The sequence below is a fragment of the Methanobrevibacter sp. genome, assembly GCF_017427765.1.
Classification (GTDB): domain Archaea; phylum Methanobacteriota; class Methanobacteria; order Methanobacteriales; family Methanobacteriaceae; genus Methanocatella.
On sequence record NZ_JAFRSC010000016.1, the window covers coordinates 1 to 17,511 of the forward strand.

Genomic DNA, 17,511 nt, shown 5'->3' on the forward strand with positions numbered 1-17,511 from the left:
TCTTTTACAAACATGGTCAAATCATCACTGCACTTATTGATTTTCACATCACTGAAATAAGTACTGGTTAAGTCTCCGGTTAAGACGAAGCAGAAACTGAAATAACTCATTGCAGCTGATAAAGTAACACTTGCTGTACTGACCGCACCAGTCTCCAAATTAATGGCCTTGATAAGAACATCAGTACCAAGAACATTTATATAGAATTTGAACCATTGCCCATTACTTGCGGTGGTTAATCCTAATTGTGATAATGTTACACCATTCAATGTACCAGTAACAGTACCAGAACTATTAGTTTCTATAAGGCCACAGAAACTATCACTTGCTGCTGCATCTACAAGTTTGGCCTTGAAACTAATCTCAGTATAACCAGATAAAGTAGGACTATACAGTAAACTATCGAGACTGTCATCATCTTTATAAATCAAAGTGTAGTCATGATATATTTCCTGAACAATATTACCGGAATTACCCCATGTGGCAGTATTATTTAATATAGCTCCATCATGGAAAAGATAATCCTGTGATAATTTGGCTTGAACGCTGAAGATATCGGAATCTTCCAATCTGAAGTTATAGTATGCTTCCCCGTTTATATCTGTTATTCCTTGACCAATAACTTCACGTGTCTTCCTGTTCACAAAATCTACGGGCACACCATAACAATTATTACTGTTACTGTCTGTTACTTTGGCTTTCAAAGTACCCACATCAGCAGTAGTAATCGCATTATTCGGAGTAGTTAAAGCAACATTAGCGGGGTCAGGTAAACCCACATGTAACACACTATTGTTATCCACAGTTACGAAGTTTTCAAGTATTTCTTTTGTCTGATCTCTATCGAAGAAATGATTATTAATCATTTGTCTTAAATTATGTTGTTCTATTTTAGGCATCATAAATCCCCCCCTCTATATTAGTAATGATATAATACATTCTGATGTATACTGATACCATCAGTTTGGCTTCCTTTACCATTTATGTTATGCACTTCAATACCTCCGTCTGTTTCAACACGGAAAACAAAGTCTCCACGGTAGAAAGGTTGAGATACACGTGTACTTGGTTGATAAGCTTCTGGTATGGCGCCGGCTTTATGGAGGTATATTCCTCCGTTGGTTGCAGCACCAACAACCCAATATGGACTTGGGTTTTTATCTCTATTGTTACCATCTTTACTGGAACCCACACCTTTTTTAACCGAATTACGATTATAAGTAACCCTTGCCAGTCTTAATGCTTGATTAACATAAAGGTTGCAGTAGGAGGCCACACTATCGTGACCGGATAATGTGACTTTCTCCCATTTGCAGATATTAGCTACAGCAGCATCAATAGCATCTTTTAAGACTTTTCCTTGATATGCTGCTAATGCTTCACCATCAACATAACTGCTGCTTGTTAGGTTGTTGATTAGTTTGTTATGTCCATAATTTGCAGGTGTTCCTTTACCGTAGACATCCTGTGGACTGCTATGATTAATCTGTGCATATTCACTGTGACTGTGTAATGCACGTGCAAAATCAGCAGGAACATAACCTTGGAAACGGGTTGCATTAATAGTGACTTGTTCACTTGCATTCAACAATACACTTGTTAATTCCTCCATATCAACATAGGTGTCATCCATTTCTAATACTCTTTCGGCGATTTCTGCTAATTTGGATTCACTTGTGATGACGATATTGTCAATGTTTTCTCCTTCTTCAGAGTATAATTTTACTTCAGCACCCATCATTCCTGTTTCTGTTTCATAGAAAATTCTTGTCTTATAATCCACCATAATTTACACCTTGTATTCTAAATAATTCGGTAAAATACTGCATTGTTTGTTTAATGCGGATTCTTTTCTTTTAGCATAATACCCAATTGCGAGGCCTGTTTCTTCAATGTTTGGAGTGTATACGACTGTTATTATATCGTTTAAGTTTAGGCTTGTTGAATCTGTTTCAATGTTTAATAGGTTGAATTTAACTGTCTTTGTCAGGTAATCAACTGTGAAGTCCACGTCTTCTACGAGTTCTTTTTCATTGTCTCCATCTTTGTTTAGGTAGATGTGGCGGATTGGGTCTACTGCAGATGCTCTTAAAACTATATACTTGTCTTCGAGTATGTCCTGTGTTACTTGGATTTTTTCTTCGAAATAATCAAGGACAAGTGGCATTTCATCATTGGTTAATCCTTGGATGAATACCGGATTATAACTAACTGATAGTTTACCTGGTGCCATATTGTCAATGACTGTTTCATCAAAAATTATGAGATCATCATCATAATCCACTTTATAATCATACCACTCACCATAACTTTGATAATATCCTTCACCGTTCGGTACTAATTGACATTCAAGTATTGGATATGCTGGTATGTTGCTGAATTGTATTCCTGCTATGATTTGATTGTCATCATCATCCAAACCACCATCAAAGCTCAAATATTCGGTAGTGGTTTCATCAGTATACAAGTACGGTTTGACATAGACATTAGATTTCTTCAATGTTTCCAGAATATCCGGATTATCCGCCAAGTATGTGCAGAGGGAATCATCATCAGTTTTATTTCTGATGTTGGTTTGATGGGTTTCACTTAACAGGTAAGTGAAATCACTTAAACCGGAGACAGTTATGATTTCGAAGTGTTCCTTGACGATTTTGTCTTGTATGATTTCTGCGCTGCAATCTATTTCTGTGGAGTCAACTGTGAATGGTGCGTTTGCACGGCCCCATACTGCAGCTCCTAGCATTGGAGTGATTTTAGGATTATATACTTTGGTACGGACATACATACTGGTTGGTAATGTGCAGTATACTTTAATATTAACCTCTTGTATGGATGGGGTTACGCTGTTGTCGACTGATGTTTGCCACATCTTGGCTCTTACGAAGAGTATTGTTGGTTTGCCGGTTATGGCTGCTCTTGCAGTTCCAATACTATGCCAGTCATCAGGGTTGTTACGATTACCTGTTGTACTATATTCGAATTCAAGGAATTTACCGTCTGCATGGTCTGTGTCATCCCATCCTCTACACCTTGCACTTATGTCTATTCCGGTTATTGGATTGGTGAAAATCGGCTTAAAGTACAAGTAATTATAGTCTTCTTCTTCACTATCAAAAGACACATACTCCTCACTATGAGCAACGATTTTACATTCAAAAGCAAAATCCTGCGGAGTATATTTCCCCAATTTATATTCAATCTTATCAGGGTCATTCTTACCATATCTTGTAAATGTTCTACCATTATTCTCAGATAGGAATGCGTCACCATCATCATATCTGTGGCTGCAGTTACGACCCCAACCACCAATACGTGGCGCTTGCTCCCAATGAGCCAAAGGACAGAACACCACAATAGCATAATGCTCATTCTCAGTTACATTACATGGATTGTCAAAGACAAAACTATGGAATCCAGGAGTTGCAAATTTAGGGTCGAATTTAGCTTCGGCCAATGGCTGATACATAGTAGCAGTACCTGCACTGTTAACTCTTGTTGCAGGATAATATATTGTTTCAGTTTGACGGATATATTCTCCATTGTTGTTTTTAACATATTTTCCTTTGTTTTTACCGGAGCGGATTTCCTTATATCTTTGTTTTGTTGTGCCGGCCGGTGCGAGGATATAAACATATTCAGAGGTTTTCTTTTTCTTGTTCCAGGTGGTTACTGCAACTTCTTTGGCTATTGTTGGCCATATCTGGACATATAATGGGCTTCCCCATCCTACCCAGTTACTGCCATTGGTTTCCAGTTTCAATGAAACAGATTCCAATACTCCGGAGGATAGTGCTTTGAATGTTTGAGCCCGTACAACAGAAGGAATATTATTTACTTTATCGTTTTTCAACCATTCCGGATACAAAACATATGGTTTGGTTTTGTTGTAGCCTACATACCAGAAAGTGTTCACATTTCCGTTGGCAGCCATGTTTTTAGTGTTAAAGTTTTCAGTTAATTTCTCTTCCTTTGGCAATACTGCACGTTTATGGATACTGACTATTCCATTTGAGACTGTGGGATATGATTCGATTACACAGTCACTTATATCCATATCCAATAATGATTCATCTGTAAAGTCAATAGGTATCATTACTTCAGTATCGCTGTTGAAACCTACTGTCCCATCCAAGTTGTTGATTTGGTGGCCGTAACTTTTCTCATCATCAACAAGTATTGGGTTGAATCTTTTCCGGACATATGGATTAATACGATAGTCCAGTCTTTCAACTTCCTGTTTCAAGTATTCATCATTTTCACAGTTCTGGTCAGCCCATTGTGTAACGGCATATTGTTGCTCACCAGACGATGCGATTTTCTTTAAGTTTTTATATACTGGTTTACAGTTTTCTGACATGTTTAATTCACCTGCACAACTATTTCTTCTTCGTTAATGTCTCTTATATAAGCAGTATCTTTTGTAGGTCGGATGTATAAGTTTTGAGATTCACTATCATAGTAGTAACCGCCTTTGATTGTGTGTAAGTCTTGTAAGGTGTTTACTCTTCTGTATCCGCTTCCAGTATTGTTTTCAAATACTCCTACGACATTATTCTTTTCGGATATGTAGAAGATGTTGTTTCCTTGTTGTGATTCCTGCCAACCTCGACGGATAGAGCCGGTTGATAATTGGAATTTGTATTCTACAGTTACTTCTCCAATTGCACCGGATAGGAATGTGTCATCTATTTTTTCGTATCTGTCATGACTTATCATGATTTTATCATTAAATACTCCTATTTCTGATGTTCCGAGCATTTCACTTGCTTTGAATGCTGTTGTTAGTATTAAACATTTATTTTTCAAATCGGCTTCGCAGTTGCATTTTCTTCGGCTGGTTTCATTGCCTAATGTTAAGTCGGTTTTTTGTGGTTGGTTGTTGCCGTTTCCTACTGCAATGTATTCTAGGGGGTCGAATGCATCGTTTATCCATCTGTTGAGGAAGAATGATTCTCCGAATTGTGTGATTATATTCTTGTTTGTAAATTCTAATCGTTCATTGAGGAACATTGTCTGAACCGGCATACTGATTGTATAAATCCCTATTATTCCAAAACTGTTCATATGAACACCACCTTTTTATCGTTTACCGTCATTTCCGTGAACACTCCCACATGATTGTCTGCAGGAACTGTTGTTGAGTCAACATTCACATGAATAATCTTTGTTAAAGGCATGAGTTTCTGCAATCTCCTCTCCAAATTATAACCGCTTTCCTGTGGGATATTTGATGGGATTTCCAATGGGTTGAAATAGATATCATAATTGTTTGGAGTCATGAAAGGTTCGTTATGGAAACATTTCCTGTTGATTTCTTCTTTAAATTCTTCTGGCATGAATATCACTCGTAGCTAACAGTTAAAATCAAATCAGAATCAATGCTGATTGAAGAAACCTTATTATCCAAAGCATTTGTAATAACCCTATTCTGCACAGTATTAGTACTGCTATTAGATAATTGTGAATCAATAACCAGATCATCAAAAATATCTGATTCCAGTTGATGCCAACTGTAAGTATTCCCATTTTTTTCAGTATAATAAATATCCACTTTGCTTTGACCAACTTCAATAAATAACTTATTCATTGTATCTGCACTTGCAGTACCTTTATCATCGGTAATGTCAATAAAATGTAAATTTGCAAGGGCTTCTGCAATTTTAGCAAGAACATAAGTTCCTAATTCTAAATCTTTAACAACTTCAGTCATATTTTTCAACTCCAATTAATAGTCATAAGTTTTTCACAACCAAGATAAACAACACCATCATCCACATAACGTTCAAAAACAATACGTACAGTTTGACTGGTGTTTTTGTTCACGGGGATTGTATAATTAGTATTAGCTGCGTAAGTGGCATTGGTGACTTCACCAGTATTCAATTCAAGAATAATATTCTGTCCGGCTATTGGATGCAGGACATTAGGTCGTATGACAATGTTGTAGGAATCTCCTGTAACCTGTGTTAAACTGATTTGTGTGATGCTGTTGATGTGTTGTATTTCAAATTCATCAATTCCACGTTCAGTATAATTGTATAATTCCGAACCGTATTCTTCCACATGTATTAGGCCGGTGTTGGCGAGTGTGGTTTCGTTGTCTGTTATGCTGTAAATTGCTCCGGCCAGTTCTCCGACTGGGGCATATGGAGAGTTTCGTCTGAGAGTATCTTCATTTTCTGATGAGTATTCGGTGAATGTTAAATCATCATCCAAACTCAAATTCAAGTTACTGACCACACCGTCAAAATCAGATAATTTAGTGAAATCAGATGTAGGCACTTCCTTCCAAGACAACACACCAGTCTCCTGGTCTAATGTCAAATCTTTAATGAACTTATCCACTTGCAAGTCAGTGATGAGAACATCATACTCATCAGTTTCCAATATCGCAGTAATAGTCTCATTAACACGATTCTCATTAGTGAATATTTGAGTATCAATCAATGTACTGTATGATCCTTTGATGAATGTAATGTCCTGTACCGTCAATTGCTTATCCTGTGAAATGTAGAAGAAACGAGGGTTAGTGAGATTGGTTATCTCTGCGGTTTCACAACCGATAATGGTACAGTTTTCACGGACAATGCAAGGTTCCGGAATCTCAATACTCCCATATATTGCAATTAAGTCCAAGTTTCCATTGATACTATTCAATGCTTTCTGTAAAGTTGCAAAAGGATGTGTTATGCTTCCATCGTTACTATCACTACCTGATGAACTGACATAGAAGTCTGCATCATTACAACCACGTACATTAATTATTATCTCAACACTATCCACATTATTACTCTCACCATCTTTACAGATGAATGTGAAAACATTAGGATTATCTTCATCCAGTAAATCGGGATTACACTTCCATTGCTGATTAGCAGAAATCGGTTCATCCAAATCAATTGGTTCACCATTCAATAATATTGCAACAGTATAATCATTACTGATATCTTCAGCAAGACTATTCAACACTTTAAATGTGAAAGTAACAGGTTGCTTTCTAATTGGCCTTACCGTACTTGCAGAAGCATAGAAATATTCCCTAAGTACGCTTTTTCCATCAACCCATTTGTCTTTATGTTCCCATGGTTCGGGTGTCCAGTCATCAACAATCAATGTTTCGTATTCCGCACCACTGCAAGGGTCAATTCTTGTTTCTTTGTGGTGTGGGTGTCTGAGGACGTCGAACCATTTTAGGATGTATCTTTCACGGTTGAGCATTACTGCATCAATACCATACATTTTCCATATTTCCAGTACTGGTGCAGGAGTAGTATGCAAACGGACATTATACTCCAACATCCGTTTCATATAATGATAATCATCTTCAGTTAATCTGTTATTGAATGGTGGTTCAGAAGTAAAATAGTCACCAAGTGTGTCGATGGGGATATATTGTTTTCTTGGTATTCTGTTTTGAGCACCCATACTGTCCAAGCTTTCATCATGGTCATAATAGTCTTCCTGTATGGTGTCGTTTTCAGGCCATCCTTTGAAGAGATGATATTCATCATATGTTTCAACTTCAATCAGGAATCTTGATGATGTGATGTATTGTGGTTCGATTTGCGGAAGATATTTAGTTAAAGTATCTTCGGTATTCCATAATTCTATTTCAACATAGAAAATATCATCAACACCTTCGTTTTCTTCATCTTCATCATCAACTCCTATGTTTGTGATAGTGTTCCTATAAGAATATTCAATAACTGTTTCATCAGCACTATCTTCATATGAGTTAGTGTATATGCTAGTACTATTTTTATATAAAGTTACACTTTTCAGATGACTAAAACCACCTTGAAGATTAACATCAAAATGAAGATCATCAACATCAATACGCCAAAACAATAACTGATCTAATAAACTTTGAACTTCATCCGATACAACAACAACTTCACTATCCTCATCATCAGGATTATTAAATAAGAACTCATTACGAGTATCATAAGAATAAAGATACTCAAAACTAGAAGTCCCATCATCCACAAAATCTTCTCTATGAACAAGATTATCATCCTTGTAAATCTTAACAGTTTTCAAATTAGGAAAACTGGAAACAAAATTAATCGTATAATTGTAAGGGACAGTTTGTGTTTTCCAAACAAGCAATCTCTTGTTTAATCTGAAACTTTCCTTAACCTTAAACAAATCATTATACACATCTTTGAAAAGATTATTAGTAACATCCTGCGATTTATAAAAATTAGATGCACTGCTCTTATCAAAGAAATATGGAAACATGTCCAAAAGACTTTTCACACTATTACGAGGCATACTATATCATCTCAATAACAATATTATTACTAACTCCAATCTCCTCATCAAGAATACTAATATACTCAGTAGGAAGAGAGAAATTAATATCTTTCACTTCAGAAATTTGCTCATCTAAAAAAACAGCCAATTTATGAGGAATGAAATCCTCACCAATACCCAATCCGTTATACCAAACCTTTGCTTCAGAATCACTATCGTAGATGTAACCTCCATCAATAAACAATAATATTGCAGATTTAATCCTTGATTTAATATCCTCTTTCTCCAACTCTGAATAAGGGTTAAGCTGGTCAATATCAACATTAACCTTAATATAAATATCAATAGGTTTAGCAACCGGAGCAAACATCACAATATCTTCATCGGCCTGACAAACAGTCTTCTGCAAATCATTATAAATACTATTCAATTGACTGGATGTTCCAGGGTCAACAATAACCTTCAAAGTACCAGTCACATCCCAATTCGGGATTACCTTATAATCATCAACACCATCAACATTCGCAAAATAATACTCATAAGCCTCCAATGAACCTCTAATTAAAATTTTAGTCCAATTCATCAAGAAATAACGGTATTCATCATCAGTATAAGTTTCACTTCCACCACTACTATTCTTATAATTAGCAACAGAAAAGGAATATTCTAATTGAGTTTCAATGTGAGTTAAACTACCCGCAGTAACCTTACTAGATAAACCAGGAGTAACAGCTCTTGTCATAACAGTAGTTGAAGAATACCCCGCTGCAATATATATCGGGTCTATTGTTTCATACTCAACACCAGAACTTGTTGAAACTATAACTCCTGCCGGAATATTAACATCTTCCTCCAAAACACTAGCTAACGTGAATTCACATTCAACTTCCGCACTAGTGGCTTGAGGCCGTGGAATACCTAACTCATCTCCAATGTCATCTAAATCAGTTCCTTCAGCATATTCAATTTTTGCAGATTCATAAACTGAAGTCATTGCAGTATAGACTTTGGAAACCATTAATGAGATCACTGATTTATCCATCACATAATAGTTGCTGATGTCCTCATGATTCTGAATGAAAGTGGGGAAGTCTTCAGCATGACTAATCAGGCCTTTTTCAAGACTGTCATTTAAAGCTTCTTCAAAGATTTCTTCATATTGTTTCTCAATATAATTCATAATATTACCTTCTGTTTTACAATTTCATCATTAACACTAGTGATGCTAAATTCAACAGCATGTCCCTCTGGGATTTCCTTAAGTTTCAAATAATTGATTTTTTCAACTCTTCTCATAGCATTCAATGTCTCTGTTAGGTATGTTTCGATTTTGAATTTAGTTAATTTGTTTTGATTGTCTTTAATAAGTCCATGAACTCGACAACCAAAACCAGTATAAGTAGGATTGTCTTTTAATTCATTGTATCGTGTTAATATTGCGATTATACAGGCATTCGCCAAAGAATTAACACCAACAACATTAACATAATCATCATTGTCCATGTCCAAATCATATTTACCATATTCATTCCCTACAAGATTCACATCTTCATTCAAAGTTTTATTATACCTGAAATCGTAACTGTTAGTGTCTATTGGCAAAGTCATACTCCATCTCCTTTTATTTTAGTAGATTTTGAACTAATTCATATTTATCATAACCAATCATCTTATGATCCCTACGGACTTGTGAGCCTGCCCAGACATAAACTTCCTTGAACTTTTTAGCTATTGCATCATCCATGGATTGTTTGATTAATCTCCAGTATATCCTTGCATCTTCAGGGTATTGTACAAAACCACCGAAGTAATGCAAGCGGTCTTCAGGAAATCCCAAATCCTGACCAATATTATAAGCTTCCTTATGATGTGGACTTTCCCATATTACCCAGTCATAATCTTCAATCTGCAAAACATCCAGTTTATCCGGATGATAAGCATCTTTCAAATAATTCGCATCTTGCATCATTGCAGGAACACGGTCAACATCAGTAACAGACGGTGGGAAAAACAAAGCCATATACAAACCTTTACTATACCTATCTGATTTAACAACAGCCCTTAAAGAATCACTATATTCACATAACTGTTTGTTTAACCAGAACATCATATCAGCATCATAATTCACATCCCACGAGGTACTGTATTCAGGGATGTTCTTGCCGAATTCATTATAGTATTTATTTCGTGTTGCTAGGTCATAGAAACAAGGAGGTTGATTTGGTCTGTCATTTTCATTCCACCACCACCAAGCTTCACCCATCTGAAGAATCGGCTGCATACCATTAGCAACAACAATATCCAAACAAGCCTCACTAACTGACTGCATGTATGGTGCAACCTCACTATTACAGGGACTATAAAAGAATGTAGATGGAACCCATCCAGTCAATGCATAATTCCCATTACAATCTTTTTGCCTCCAACTCTGTGGACATTGCAAATTCTCCATACTAACTGATACAACAAGGTTTGGACAATCATTAGCAAGTAACTCTCGACTATAACAATCCAACCAAGCAATGAATGCTTTATTCAATGGTACATTCTTATTTAATACCATTTTCTCTGTCCTTGTATGATTGAAAGCACTTGCATCAATCGTATCATCCACAGTACCAGACTTCTCATAGAAATGTGATGCGCCAATATAAAGGTCACACCATTCAGTATAACCCAGTTTACGCATTTCTTTACAGACACGATGAGGATTCAAGTTATAAAAATCATCGTAACCTTCACAAATACGATATTTATGAGGCTCTAATGGTATATGCTCTTCACAGATAGCACCATTAGAAACTTCAATGTTAGTAACTTCACATGTGAAATCAACATTCTCCATAATCTGATATTCTGTAGGATGAGCAGTATTCGGATCATAATTTTCAGGAATAAGCACAAGCATGATGAACTTAATATCTGATGCATCAACCTGTTTGGTTTGGTTGTTTCCAACAGTTATCAGTTCTCCGGCTGCATTACGATATTGGCCACCAGCAGTAATGACAAGGTTATTGAAAGGAATAGTTACATGACCGTTATTGATGAAATTGAACATGTTGAAGTAATATGTTTCACCATTGCCTCCTGCAATTGTGACGCTGACGGGATGGTTTTCCAAGTTGTTATAGCTGAAGTCTTTACATCCGGTCATGGTGTAATCAAATTCAAGTGTGACGTTACGATAATCTGTGCGTTTACCATAACTGATATATGGATGAGTAATCAAGTCCTCGGAATTCCAGTATATTCCCACGAGGTCTTGTTTTGTCCTGAATGTACCTGTAACGGTGAAGTCATCTGTGGTTTCACTTGTGATTGCAGCGGAAGATTCGAAATTGTTATTTATTGTCCAGCAGTCCCCACGGAAAAGGAAGTATTTATTCTCATAAGACATTTGCTTATAATCTTCACTAGCCTCCAACAGTTCCGTATAAATCTTATCATCAATATCCGTATTATTGCCATTTTGAGATTCTTTTATTTTCTCATCCACTTCATCTTTTGAATAAGTTTCATCAGTAGTGTAATGCTCGATTGTTTGCATTTCATCTTCAAAATAACCTACTTCTGTGGAAGATTTCTTCGGTAATTTATAGGACAATCCATCTATACCAAACTTGATATAGTAGTCATTGGTAACTCCTATTGCTGCAAGTTTAGCATTTCCAGGACTAGCAGGATTGATTTCAATAATATCATCTTTCGGGAAAGAGCCTAAGATAAGATTTTCTTTACTGTCATCATCATGAATCTTTAAAACAAGAACATTCTGACGGACACGAGGAACAATATATTTTTCACCTAACTTTTCATCAAAATCAACTCGTTCAGCTAAAGGAGTGAAAAAATCTATTAATTCCCCACCAAACCGGTGTAATATTCTGCAAAGAACTTTTTCTTTGGTTTTATCCAATTGGACTTCCGCCCTATCAATGTAAGGATAAAATTTTGTAATAGTTCCAGTTCTTGTCCTGTCATTTTCAACAGCAGTTTTAACTTTATCATCTACCTTTGGCATTGCCAATTCTGTGACAATACTGTCAACTGCCTTTTTGGCACGGCCTTCAGTTACGGTTATATCTTGAGAATTCATGATGTTGCCTCCTCATCAGTAGTAGTTTCACTATCTTCCTCAGTGGTTTCTTCTTCAGTTGATGTCTCTTCTTCAAATGTTCCGAAACTAGGAGGATAATCCACTAATGTAAGACCAGTAATCCAAGGAGTGCTTCCGTCTTCATCTGCGGACATTCTGGTAATATACATGTAATCATCAATATAAAATGAAGGAAGATATACTCTTACCCATAGGCCAGTTTTCCATTTACTGTCACCTTTGACTTTTAATTCAACTTGTCTTCCATCATCACGACGTATTTTATTCCATGCTCTTTGCAGGAATGAAACTGCATCATTATAATTTTTCACAAATTCATCAACTTCAACAGTTTCGGCATTTTCTCCAAACCTTTTAATCAACAGATCATCTTGCAAAGTCAATTCATAACCTTTATAATTACAAGTTATCTTATTGGTGGTTTGTGGATTAACGTCTGTTACAGTAACAGAGTCAAATTGAACATTTTCAAACTCATTAACAACCAGTTTAGTTGTGGTGGGGTCTTTAATCTTATTAACATAGACTGTGTCCCCTTCAACTCTTATTTCCACGTCACCATCCCAACCAGATACTGCTTTTTTCAAAGAGTCTTTAATAGTGGAACCTGCACTTGAACCATTACTAGAACTGGAATCTGTTTGACCTCCCATTGCTTTAATAATATTGTTAGCCATTTCTTCAGGAGTTCCACCATACACCGCCTGACATTTAGCTTTAGTGATTTCGTTAATTTGAGGAAATGTTTTACCATTGAATGGGTTGCATGATTTACTTATGCAGTCTCCGTGATGGTCTTTGTGAATTCCTTTGGTTTTAAAATCATTCATTGAACCAATACCATTCCCAATATCTCCTCTTATACCAAAATAAGCATATTTGAAACTGGTATTACCATCATAGAGATCACATAAAGCAGTTAATCCTGCTGCAATAAGGAATACTCCGATTTTTCCTTTTGCTTTACTGGAGTATGAGTAACTTGCAAAGTAGTTAGGACCTATAGTTAGTTTTTCTACTGTATGGCCTTGTTTTTCTAAGGCCTTTGCAACAGTATTTTGGAAATTGGAATCATTGCCGTTGTTAATATCACAACCTAATACTACATATGACATAGAAATTCCCTCATTTTATTTTAAATCATATTTGTTACCGCATTTGTTGTTTTCCCAAGTATCGTTAAATGCTCTTTGGCTTCTTTGGCCTTCACTCCATGTGAGGTCAGAGTAATATTTTGTTCCTCCAATTTCAATGACTGTGAAGTAATGTGCGGAGTCACATCTTAATACGATGTATGCGTTTAATCCCCCAGATTTCATACAAGCTGCGGTTAATATTGCAGTATCACCACAATTCAAATGTTTATGGTTTTCTAAACATTTTTCCGGGGTATGATATCGTGAATTATAGTAATATGCGTACCATATTCCAACTTCATCTCTTAAACCAGCGTGGATTGCTTTTGCTTTTTCCAAATCTGATGTTTTACCAGAACACCATTTTGCGACAAGGTCATCGATTTTAGCACTACCAATTCCTGGAGTGTCACTACTCCCACTATCACTGCTTGATGAAGTTTTGAAATCTATAACCTCATCAACAAGACCGGTTACATCCACCTTTGCTTTTAAACCGCTGGCTTCAATAATCTGTTTAACAACCTCGGAACGTTTGGTTTGTGTGAATTCAAAAGTATAATTAACTTCCATTAATTTATCCATACCAGATATTTTAATATTGGCCTTGTCTTTGTTCCAAGTGAATTCAGTAACAAAACCTAATATTGCGGTTTCCATATGCTCCCAATTCAATGGCCCGTTTTGCCATGCTTTCTTCAAAGCTACTTTTTTACCTTTGAAAAAAAGATTAACATATCGGATAGGAACACTAACAGATGAATTACTGCTTATTTCAGTATAATCCATCTCATAACTGTCAGAGTATAATTCTCCAACATAGTCGATTTGTTTTGTTTCACCATTCTCTAAAGTGAAATTATTAGAAACATCAGTTGTGGAAGTGTTATCGGTAGAAGATTCAGTTTCAGTCACCTCTTTGAGAGGTTCGGTTGTATAAACTTCAAGACCTGCTTTGGAAAGCGAGAATTTAACAGACATCAATATTCACTTCCCTTTACTTTTACTTTTCTTTGTACGGGTCTTGTTTTTAATACCCGCATTTTTCAAAGCAGTATTCATCAGTTTTGTAATGGAACTGGATTGTTTTTTAGTATTAGTATCTTTAGTAGTAGTCTTTTTAGTAGTGGTTTTCTTTTTTGTGACTTTACGAGATTTAGGAACAGAAAACTCTTCACCAGGAATCAAACTTTTACTATCCGGAACTTCCTTAACACTAATAGTCAACTTTAAAGCATTCAATTTCTCCCTTTCCGGTTTAATAACAACAATAGCAGTAAACCTACCTCCAAGGTCAGGTGAAACAACATCTACCGGTTTGCTCATCATTTCCTGAAAAATACTATTCCACTCATCTGGCCTATCCGGATCAATGAAAACATGAGTAGTAACTGTGAAATCCAATCCCACATAAGCACCTGGAGTAACATCTTGAGTTCCACCAACAATATTATTAAAATTATATTCTCGTCTGCGATAAGCCTCATTAGGACTGACATTATCCGCATAGAACGGATAACCCATAATCTCCAAGTTACAACCATCAGTAGGAATGCCTTCTTTACTATACATCACATCTGCTGATTCCGCCATACTTAAGCACCTCCTGTACCTTCAGGGTCTTTCAACGATTCTAATGCTAAAGTCACAACACCTTGAGCTTCTTTCTTAGTCATATTACGTGCATCAACAGGAACCGCATTTTCATGAACATGGACAATAGTAACATTACCGTTACGCATACCATTAACACTATATTCTCCATTCTCACGGACAACACCAAGTGTGCTCATCTTCATTTGAGGAGCATTAAATCCTTTAAGAATGTTACCGGCGTAGTCTTTTGCAGCATTATATACATAGTCACTTGACTCACCAATACGGCCAGGAATATCTGCAAACTCAATAGCTAATTTCCTTTGAATAATACCAGGACTTGCAATACCCAAAGCACCTAATACAGCATTTTTAATATCATTACCAAAATTAGTTGCAGCAGAAACAGCACTGCTTACAGAATCTCTGATTTTATCCCCAATCTTGATGAATTCATTATATACTGAATCTGCCAAACCCATAATACCATTAACTACTGCTTGTTTAGCTTGATTAGCAAGACTTGCAGCAGCACTAGCAGCCGCACCAGCAGCACTTAAAATTCTTCCAGGAATTTGATTCATGAAAGCACCTACTCTTGCAGGTATTTGCCGGACACGATTAATAATACCATTCAATATTCTTAAACCCGCTTGAATAGCATATATAGCAGCAACAGAACCAAATACCAATAATCTTGATAAAACTTGATTTAAGAAACCTCCAAGTCTAGCAGGAATCCTACTAGCATAACTAATAATTCCACTTAATAACCTTGCTCCAATCTGTAATGCAATTTGAGCAATACGTAAATGGAAACCAGAAATACTTTGACCAATAGTAGTTATGACTTGTATGAAAGCATCTTGCCAAGATAATGATCCATCACTTAACTTTGAAAATACTCCAACAATATTAGATAAACCATTCCATAATGGAGTTACAATATAACTAACTGTATTGAATCCTGTTTGTAATATTGAAAACACTTGACTTGCAACAGACCCCAATTGACCAAAGAAATCAATAATCATTCTAACAACATCAGGACCACCACTACCCGCTCCTTCACTATGGAATAAGTTATTCCATGCAGCACCAATCCATGCAAAGACAGGTTGTAAAAAAGTCCATAACTGATTCACTGCATCTTGCACAGCTTTAATTGCACCTTGAACTTGAGGACTATTTATGAAAGCACTCCATAACCTTTCAACACCTGCTTTAATTGCATCTAACATTGTGCTGAAATCTGTCCACCATCCAAGAGATTCACCAATTTGCTCCACCACTACAACGAATGCTGCAACGGCTGCTGCAATAGCAAGTATAGGCCATAATGCTGCTAATTCAGCAGCTGCTAAAGTTAAAAATCCTCCACTTGCACCAGTTGCTGCGGCACCTTCACCCATTAATGCAGCCATGTTTCCACTATGAGCTGCTGCAGCCATTACTTCTTCAGCGGTTAAACCTGCTTGAGAAGCTGCTAACGCAATTTGTTCAGCGGTTAATGCTCCAGTTTCAGCACCTACAGTACCCAGTAATCCACCAATTGTTGGGAGTGTTATCCCCATCATTTCCATTAAACCAATAACACTTGTTAAAGGTCCTGCAATAATACCAATACCGGCACCAAGAGCAATTGCTGCAAAACCAACACTTTTAACAGGCCCAGGTAACCCATTTATTATATTTAGAAAATTTTGAACAACAGGAATCAACGGAGTGATTGCATCTAATAGTGCAGCTCCAAAATCAGTTTTCAAACTAGCCAGTACATTGTTTAATCTTTGAAATTTACCGGTAGCACTATCAGCATATTTATCAGCAGCACCCCCAGTACGGGATAATATGTCATTTAATAATTTTTGTTTATCAATAGCGCCGGTGGTTTCATCTTGATAGTCTTTAATATCCAAACCTAAAGATTTTAATGCTCTACCGTTGCCCATAAATGCTTTTTGTAATTGACCTGCAGCTTGTTCTTGAGAGATACCCATTTGCGCAGCATAATTACTTGTGGCCTGCATTGCATCTTGAGATTCTTTAAAAGACATTCCCATATTCATATAAGTAGTCATTGCAGCTCTTGTATCCGCTACACTTCTACCCATACTATTAGAGTATTCACGAACCCATGATTTAATCTCATCTGATTGTTTATCCCAATTGCCTCCGGAATTATTAACTGCATTGCTGAATTTATTCCATTCATTCTCCGCAGTCATAGCAGAATCTACAGCAGATTTAGCATAAGATAACATTGAAGCAGACATTGCAGTTACTGCTCCACCAATAGCAGTTTTCAAAGCCCCCGCTCTACTTTCAACACTTCCAAAAGCACCACCCGTATTGTCTTCTCCTCTAATACGGATTAAGATATCTTCATATGAAACCATG

Annotated in this window: 14 protein-coding genes; all 14 read right to left on the minus strand. The window is 36.5% G+C overall.

What is annotated here, in order from left to right:
- The coding region (locus IJL02_RS03680; protein WP_292809161.1) for a hypothetical protein at positions 1 to 902 on the minus strand (902 nt) is incomplete at its 3' end.
- 17 nt (positions 903 to 919) lie between these two features.
- Entirely contained in the window at positions 920 to 1,786 is an 867-nt protein-coding gene (locus tag IJL02_RS03685) for a hypothetical protein (RefSeq protein ID WP_292809163.1), read from the minus strand.
- A gap of 3 nt (positions 1,787 to 1,789) precedes the next feature.
- Positions 1,790 to 4,360 (minus strand): hypothetical protein, encoded by a 2,571-nt coding sequence (locus tag IJL02_RS03690; RefSeq protein ID WP_292809165.1) that lies wholly within the window; start codon positions 4,358 to 4,360, stop codon positions 1,790 to 1,792.
- Between the two features lie 2 nt (positions 4,361 to 4,362).
- Positions 4,363 to 5,067, minus strand: a complete 705-nt coding sequence (locus tag IJL02_RS03695; RefSeq protein ID WP_292809166.1) for a hypothetical protein — start codon at positions 5,065 to 5,067, stop codon at positions 4,363 to 4,365.
- Positions 5,064 to 5,339: a hypothetical protein gene (locus IJL02_RS03700; RefSeq protein ID WP_292809169.1), complete on the minus strand. Its 276-nt coding sequence runs from the start codon at positions 5,337 to 5,339 to the stop codon at positions 5,064 to 5,066. Before IJL02_RS03700 ends, IJL02_RS03695 begins: the two co-directional genes overlap by 4 nt.
- Positions 5,340 to 5,344: 5 nt before the next feature.
- Positions 5,345 to 5,713 carry a hypothetical protein gene (locus IJL02_RS03705; protein ID WP_292809171.1) on the minus strand — a complete coding sequence of 123 codons (369 nt, stop codon included), beginning with the start codon at positions 5,711 to 5,713 and terminating at the stop codon, positions 5,345 to 5,347.
- Between the two features lie 5 nt (positions 5,714 to 5,718).
- Positions 5,719 to 8,277 carry a hypothetical protein gene (locus tag IJL02_RS03710; protein WP_292809173.1) on the minus strand — a complete coding sequence of 853 codons (2,559 nt, stop codon included), beginning with the start codon at positions 8,275 to 8,277 and terminating at the stop codon, positions 5,719 to 5,721.
- 1 nt (position 8,278) lies between these two features.
- Entirely contained in the window at positions 8,279 to 9,439 is a 1,161-nt protein-coding gene (locus tag IJL02_RS03715; RefSeq protein WP_292809175.1) for a baseplate J/gp47 family protein, read from the minus strand.
- The gene (locus IJL02_RS03720; protein WP_292809177.1) at positions 9,436 to 9,867 is read right to left on the minus strand and encodes a hypothetical protein; all 432 of its coding nucleotides are present in this window, start codon (positions 9,865 to 9,867) and stop codon (positions 9,436 to 9,438) included. Before IJL02_RS03720 ends, IJL02_RS03715 begins: the two co-directional genes overlap by 4 nt.
- Positions 9,868 to 9,880: 13 nt before the next feature.
- Positions 9,881 to 12,358, minus strand: coding sequence for a hypothetical protein (locus IJL02_RS03725; RefSeq protein ID WP_292809179.1), 2,478 nt, complete (start codon positions 12,356 to 12,358; stop codon positions 9,881 to 9,883).
- Positions 12,355 to 13,494, minus strand: a complete 1,140-nt coding sequence (locus IJL02_RS03730) for a hypothetical protein (protein ID WP_292809181.1) — start codon at positions 13,492 to 13,494, stop codon at positions 12,355 to 12,357. Before IJL02_RS03730 ends, IJL02_RS03725 begins: the two co-directional genes overlap by 4 nt.
- 15 nt (positions 13,495 to 13,509) lie before the next feature.
- A complete protein-coding gene (locus IJL02_RS03735) occupies positions 13,510 to 14,496 on the minus strand; it encodes a transglutaminase-like domain-containing protein (RefSeq protein WP_292809183.1) in 987 nt (328 codons plus the stop codon).
- Between the two features lie 6 nt (positions 14,497 to 14,502).
- Positions 14,503 to 15,108 carry a hypothetical protein gene (locus IJL02_RS03740; RefSeq protein ID WP_292809185.1) on the minus strand — a complete coding sequence of 202 codons (606 nt, stop codon included), beginning with the start codon at positions 15,106 to 15,108 and terminating at the stop codon, positions 14,503 to 14,505.
- Positions 15,109 to 15,110: 2 nt separating this feature from the next.
- The gene (locus tag IJL02_RS03745; protein ID WP_292809188.1) at positions 15,111 to 17,510 is read right to left on the minus strand and encodes a hypothetical protein; all 2,400 of its coding nucleotides are present in this window, start codon (positions 17,508 to 17,510) and stop codon (positions 15,111 to 15,113) included.
- Between the last annotated feature and the right edge of the window lies 1 nt (position 17,511).

Excerpts from the sequence above, each read along its gene's own strand:
- IJL02_RS03710 (WP_292809173.1), bottom strand. The coding sequence starts at position 8,277 with ATGCCTCGTAATAGTGTGAAAAGTCTTTTGGACATGTTTCCATATTTC.
- IJL02_RS03715 (WP_292809175.1), bottom strand. The coding sequence starts at position 9,439 with ATGAATTATATTGAGAAACAATATGAAGAAATCTTTGAAGAAGCTTTA.
- IJL02_RS03725 (WP_292809179.1), bottom strand. The coding sequence starts at position 12,358 with ATGAATTCTCAAGATATAACCGTAACTGAAGGCCGTGCCAAAAAGGCA.
- IJL02_RS03745 (WP_292809188.1), bottom strand. The coding sequence starts at position 17,510 with ATGGTTTCATATGAAGATATCTTAATCCGTATTAGAGGAGAAGACAAT.
- IJL02_RS03700 (WP_292809169.1), bottom strand. The coding sequence starts at position 5,339 with ATGCCAGAAGAATTTAAAGAAGAAATCAACAGGAAATGTTTCCATAAC.
- IJL02_RS03730 (WP_292809181.1), bottom strand. The coding sequence starts at position 13,494 with ATGTCATATGTAGTATTAGGTTGTGATATTAACAACGGCAATGATTCC.
- IJL02_RS03695 (WP_292809166.1), bottom strand. The coding sequence starts at position 5,067 with ATGAACAGTTTTGGAATAATAGGGATTTATACAATCAGTATGCCGGTT.
- IJL02_RS03740 (WP_292809185.1), bottom strand. The coding sequence starts at position 15,108 with ATGGCGGAATCAGCAGATGTGATGTATAGTAAAGAAGGCATTCCTACT.
- IJL02_RS03705 (WP_292809171.1), bottom strand. The coding sequence starts at position 5,713 with ATGACTGAAGTTGTTAAAGATTTAGAATTAGGAACTTATGTTCTTGCT.
- IJL02_RS03685 (WP_292809163.1), bottom strand. The coding sequence starts at position 1,786 with ATGGTGGATTATAAGACAAGAATTTTCTATGAAACAGAAACAGGAATG.
- IJL02_RS03735 (WP_292809183.1), bottom strand. The coding sequence starts at position 14,496 with ATGTCTGTTAAATTCTCGCTTTCCAAAGCAGGTCTTGAAGTTTATACA.
- IJL02_RS03690 (WP_292809165.1), bottom strand. The coding sequence starts at position 4,360 with ATGTCAGAAAACTGTAAACCAGTATATAAAAACTTAAAGAAAATCGCA.
- IJL02_RS03720 (WP_292809177.1), bottom strand. The coding sequence starts at position 9,867 with ATGACTTTGCCAATAGACACTAACAGTTACGATTTCAGGTATAATAAA.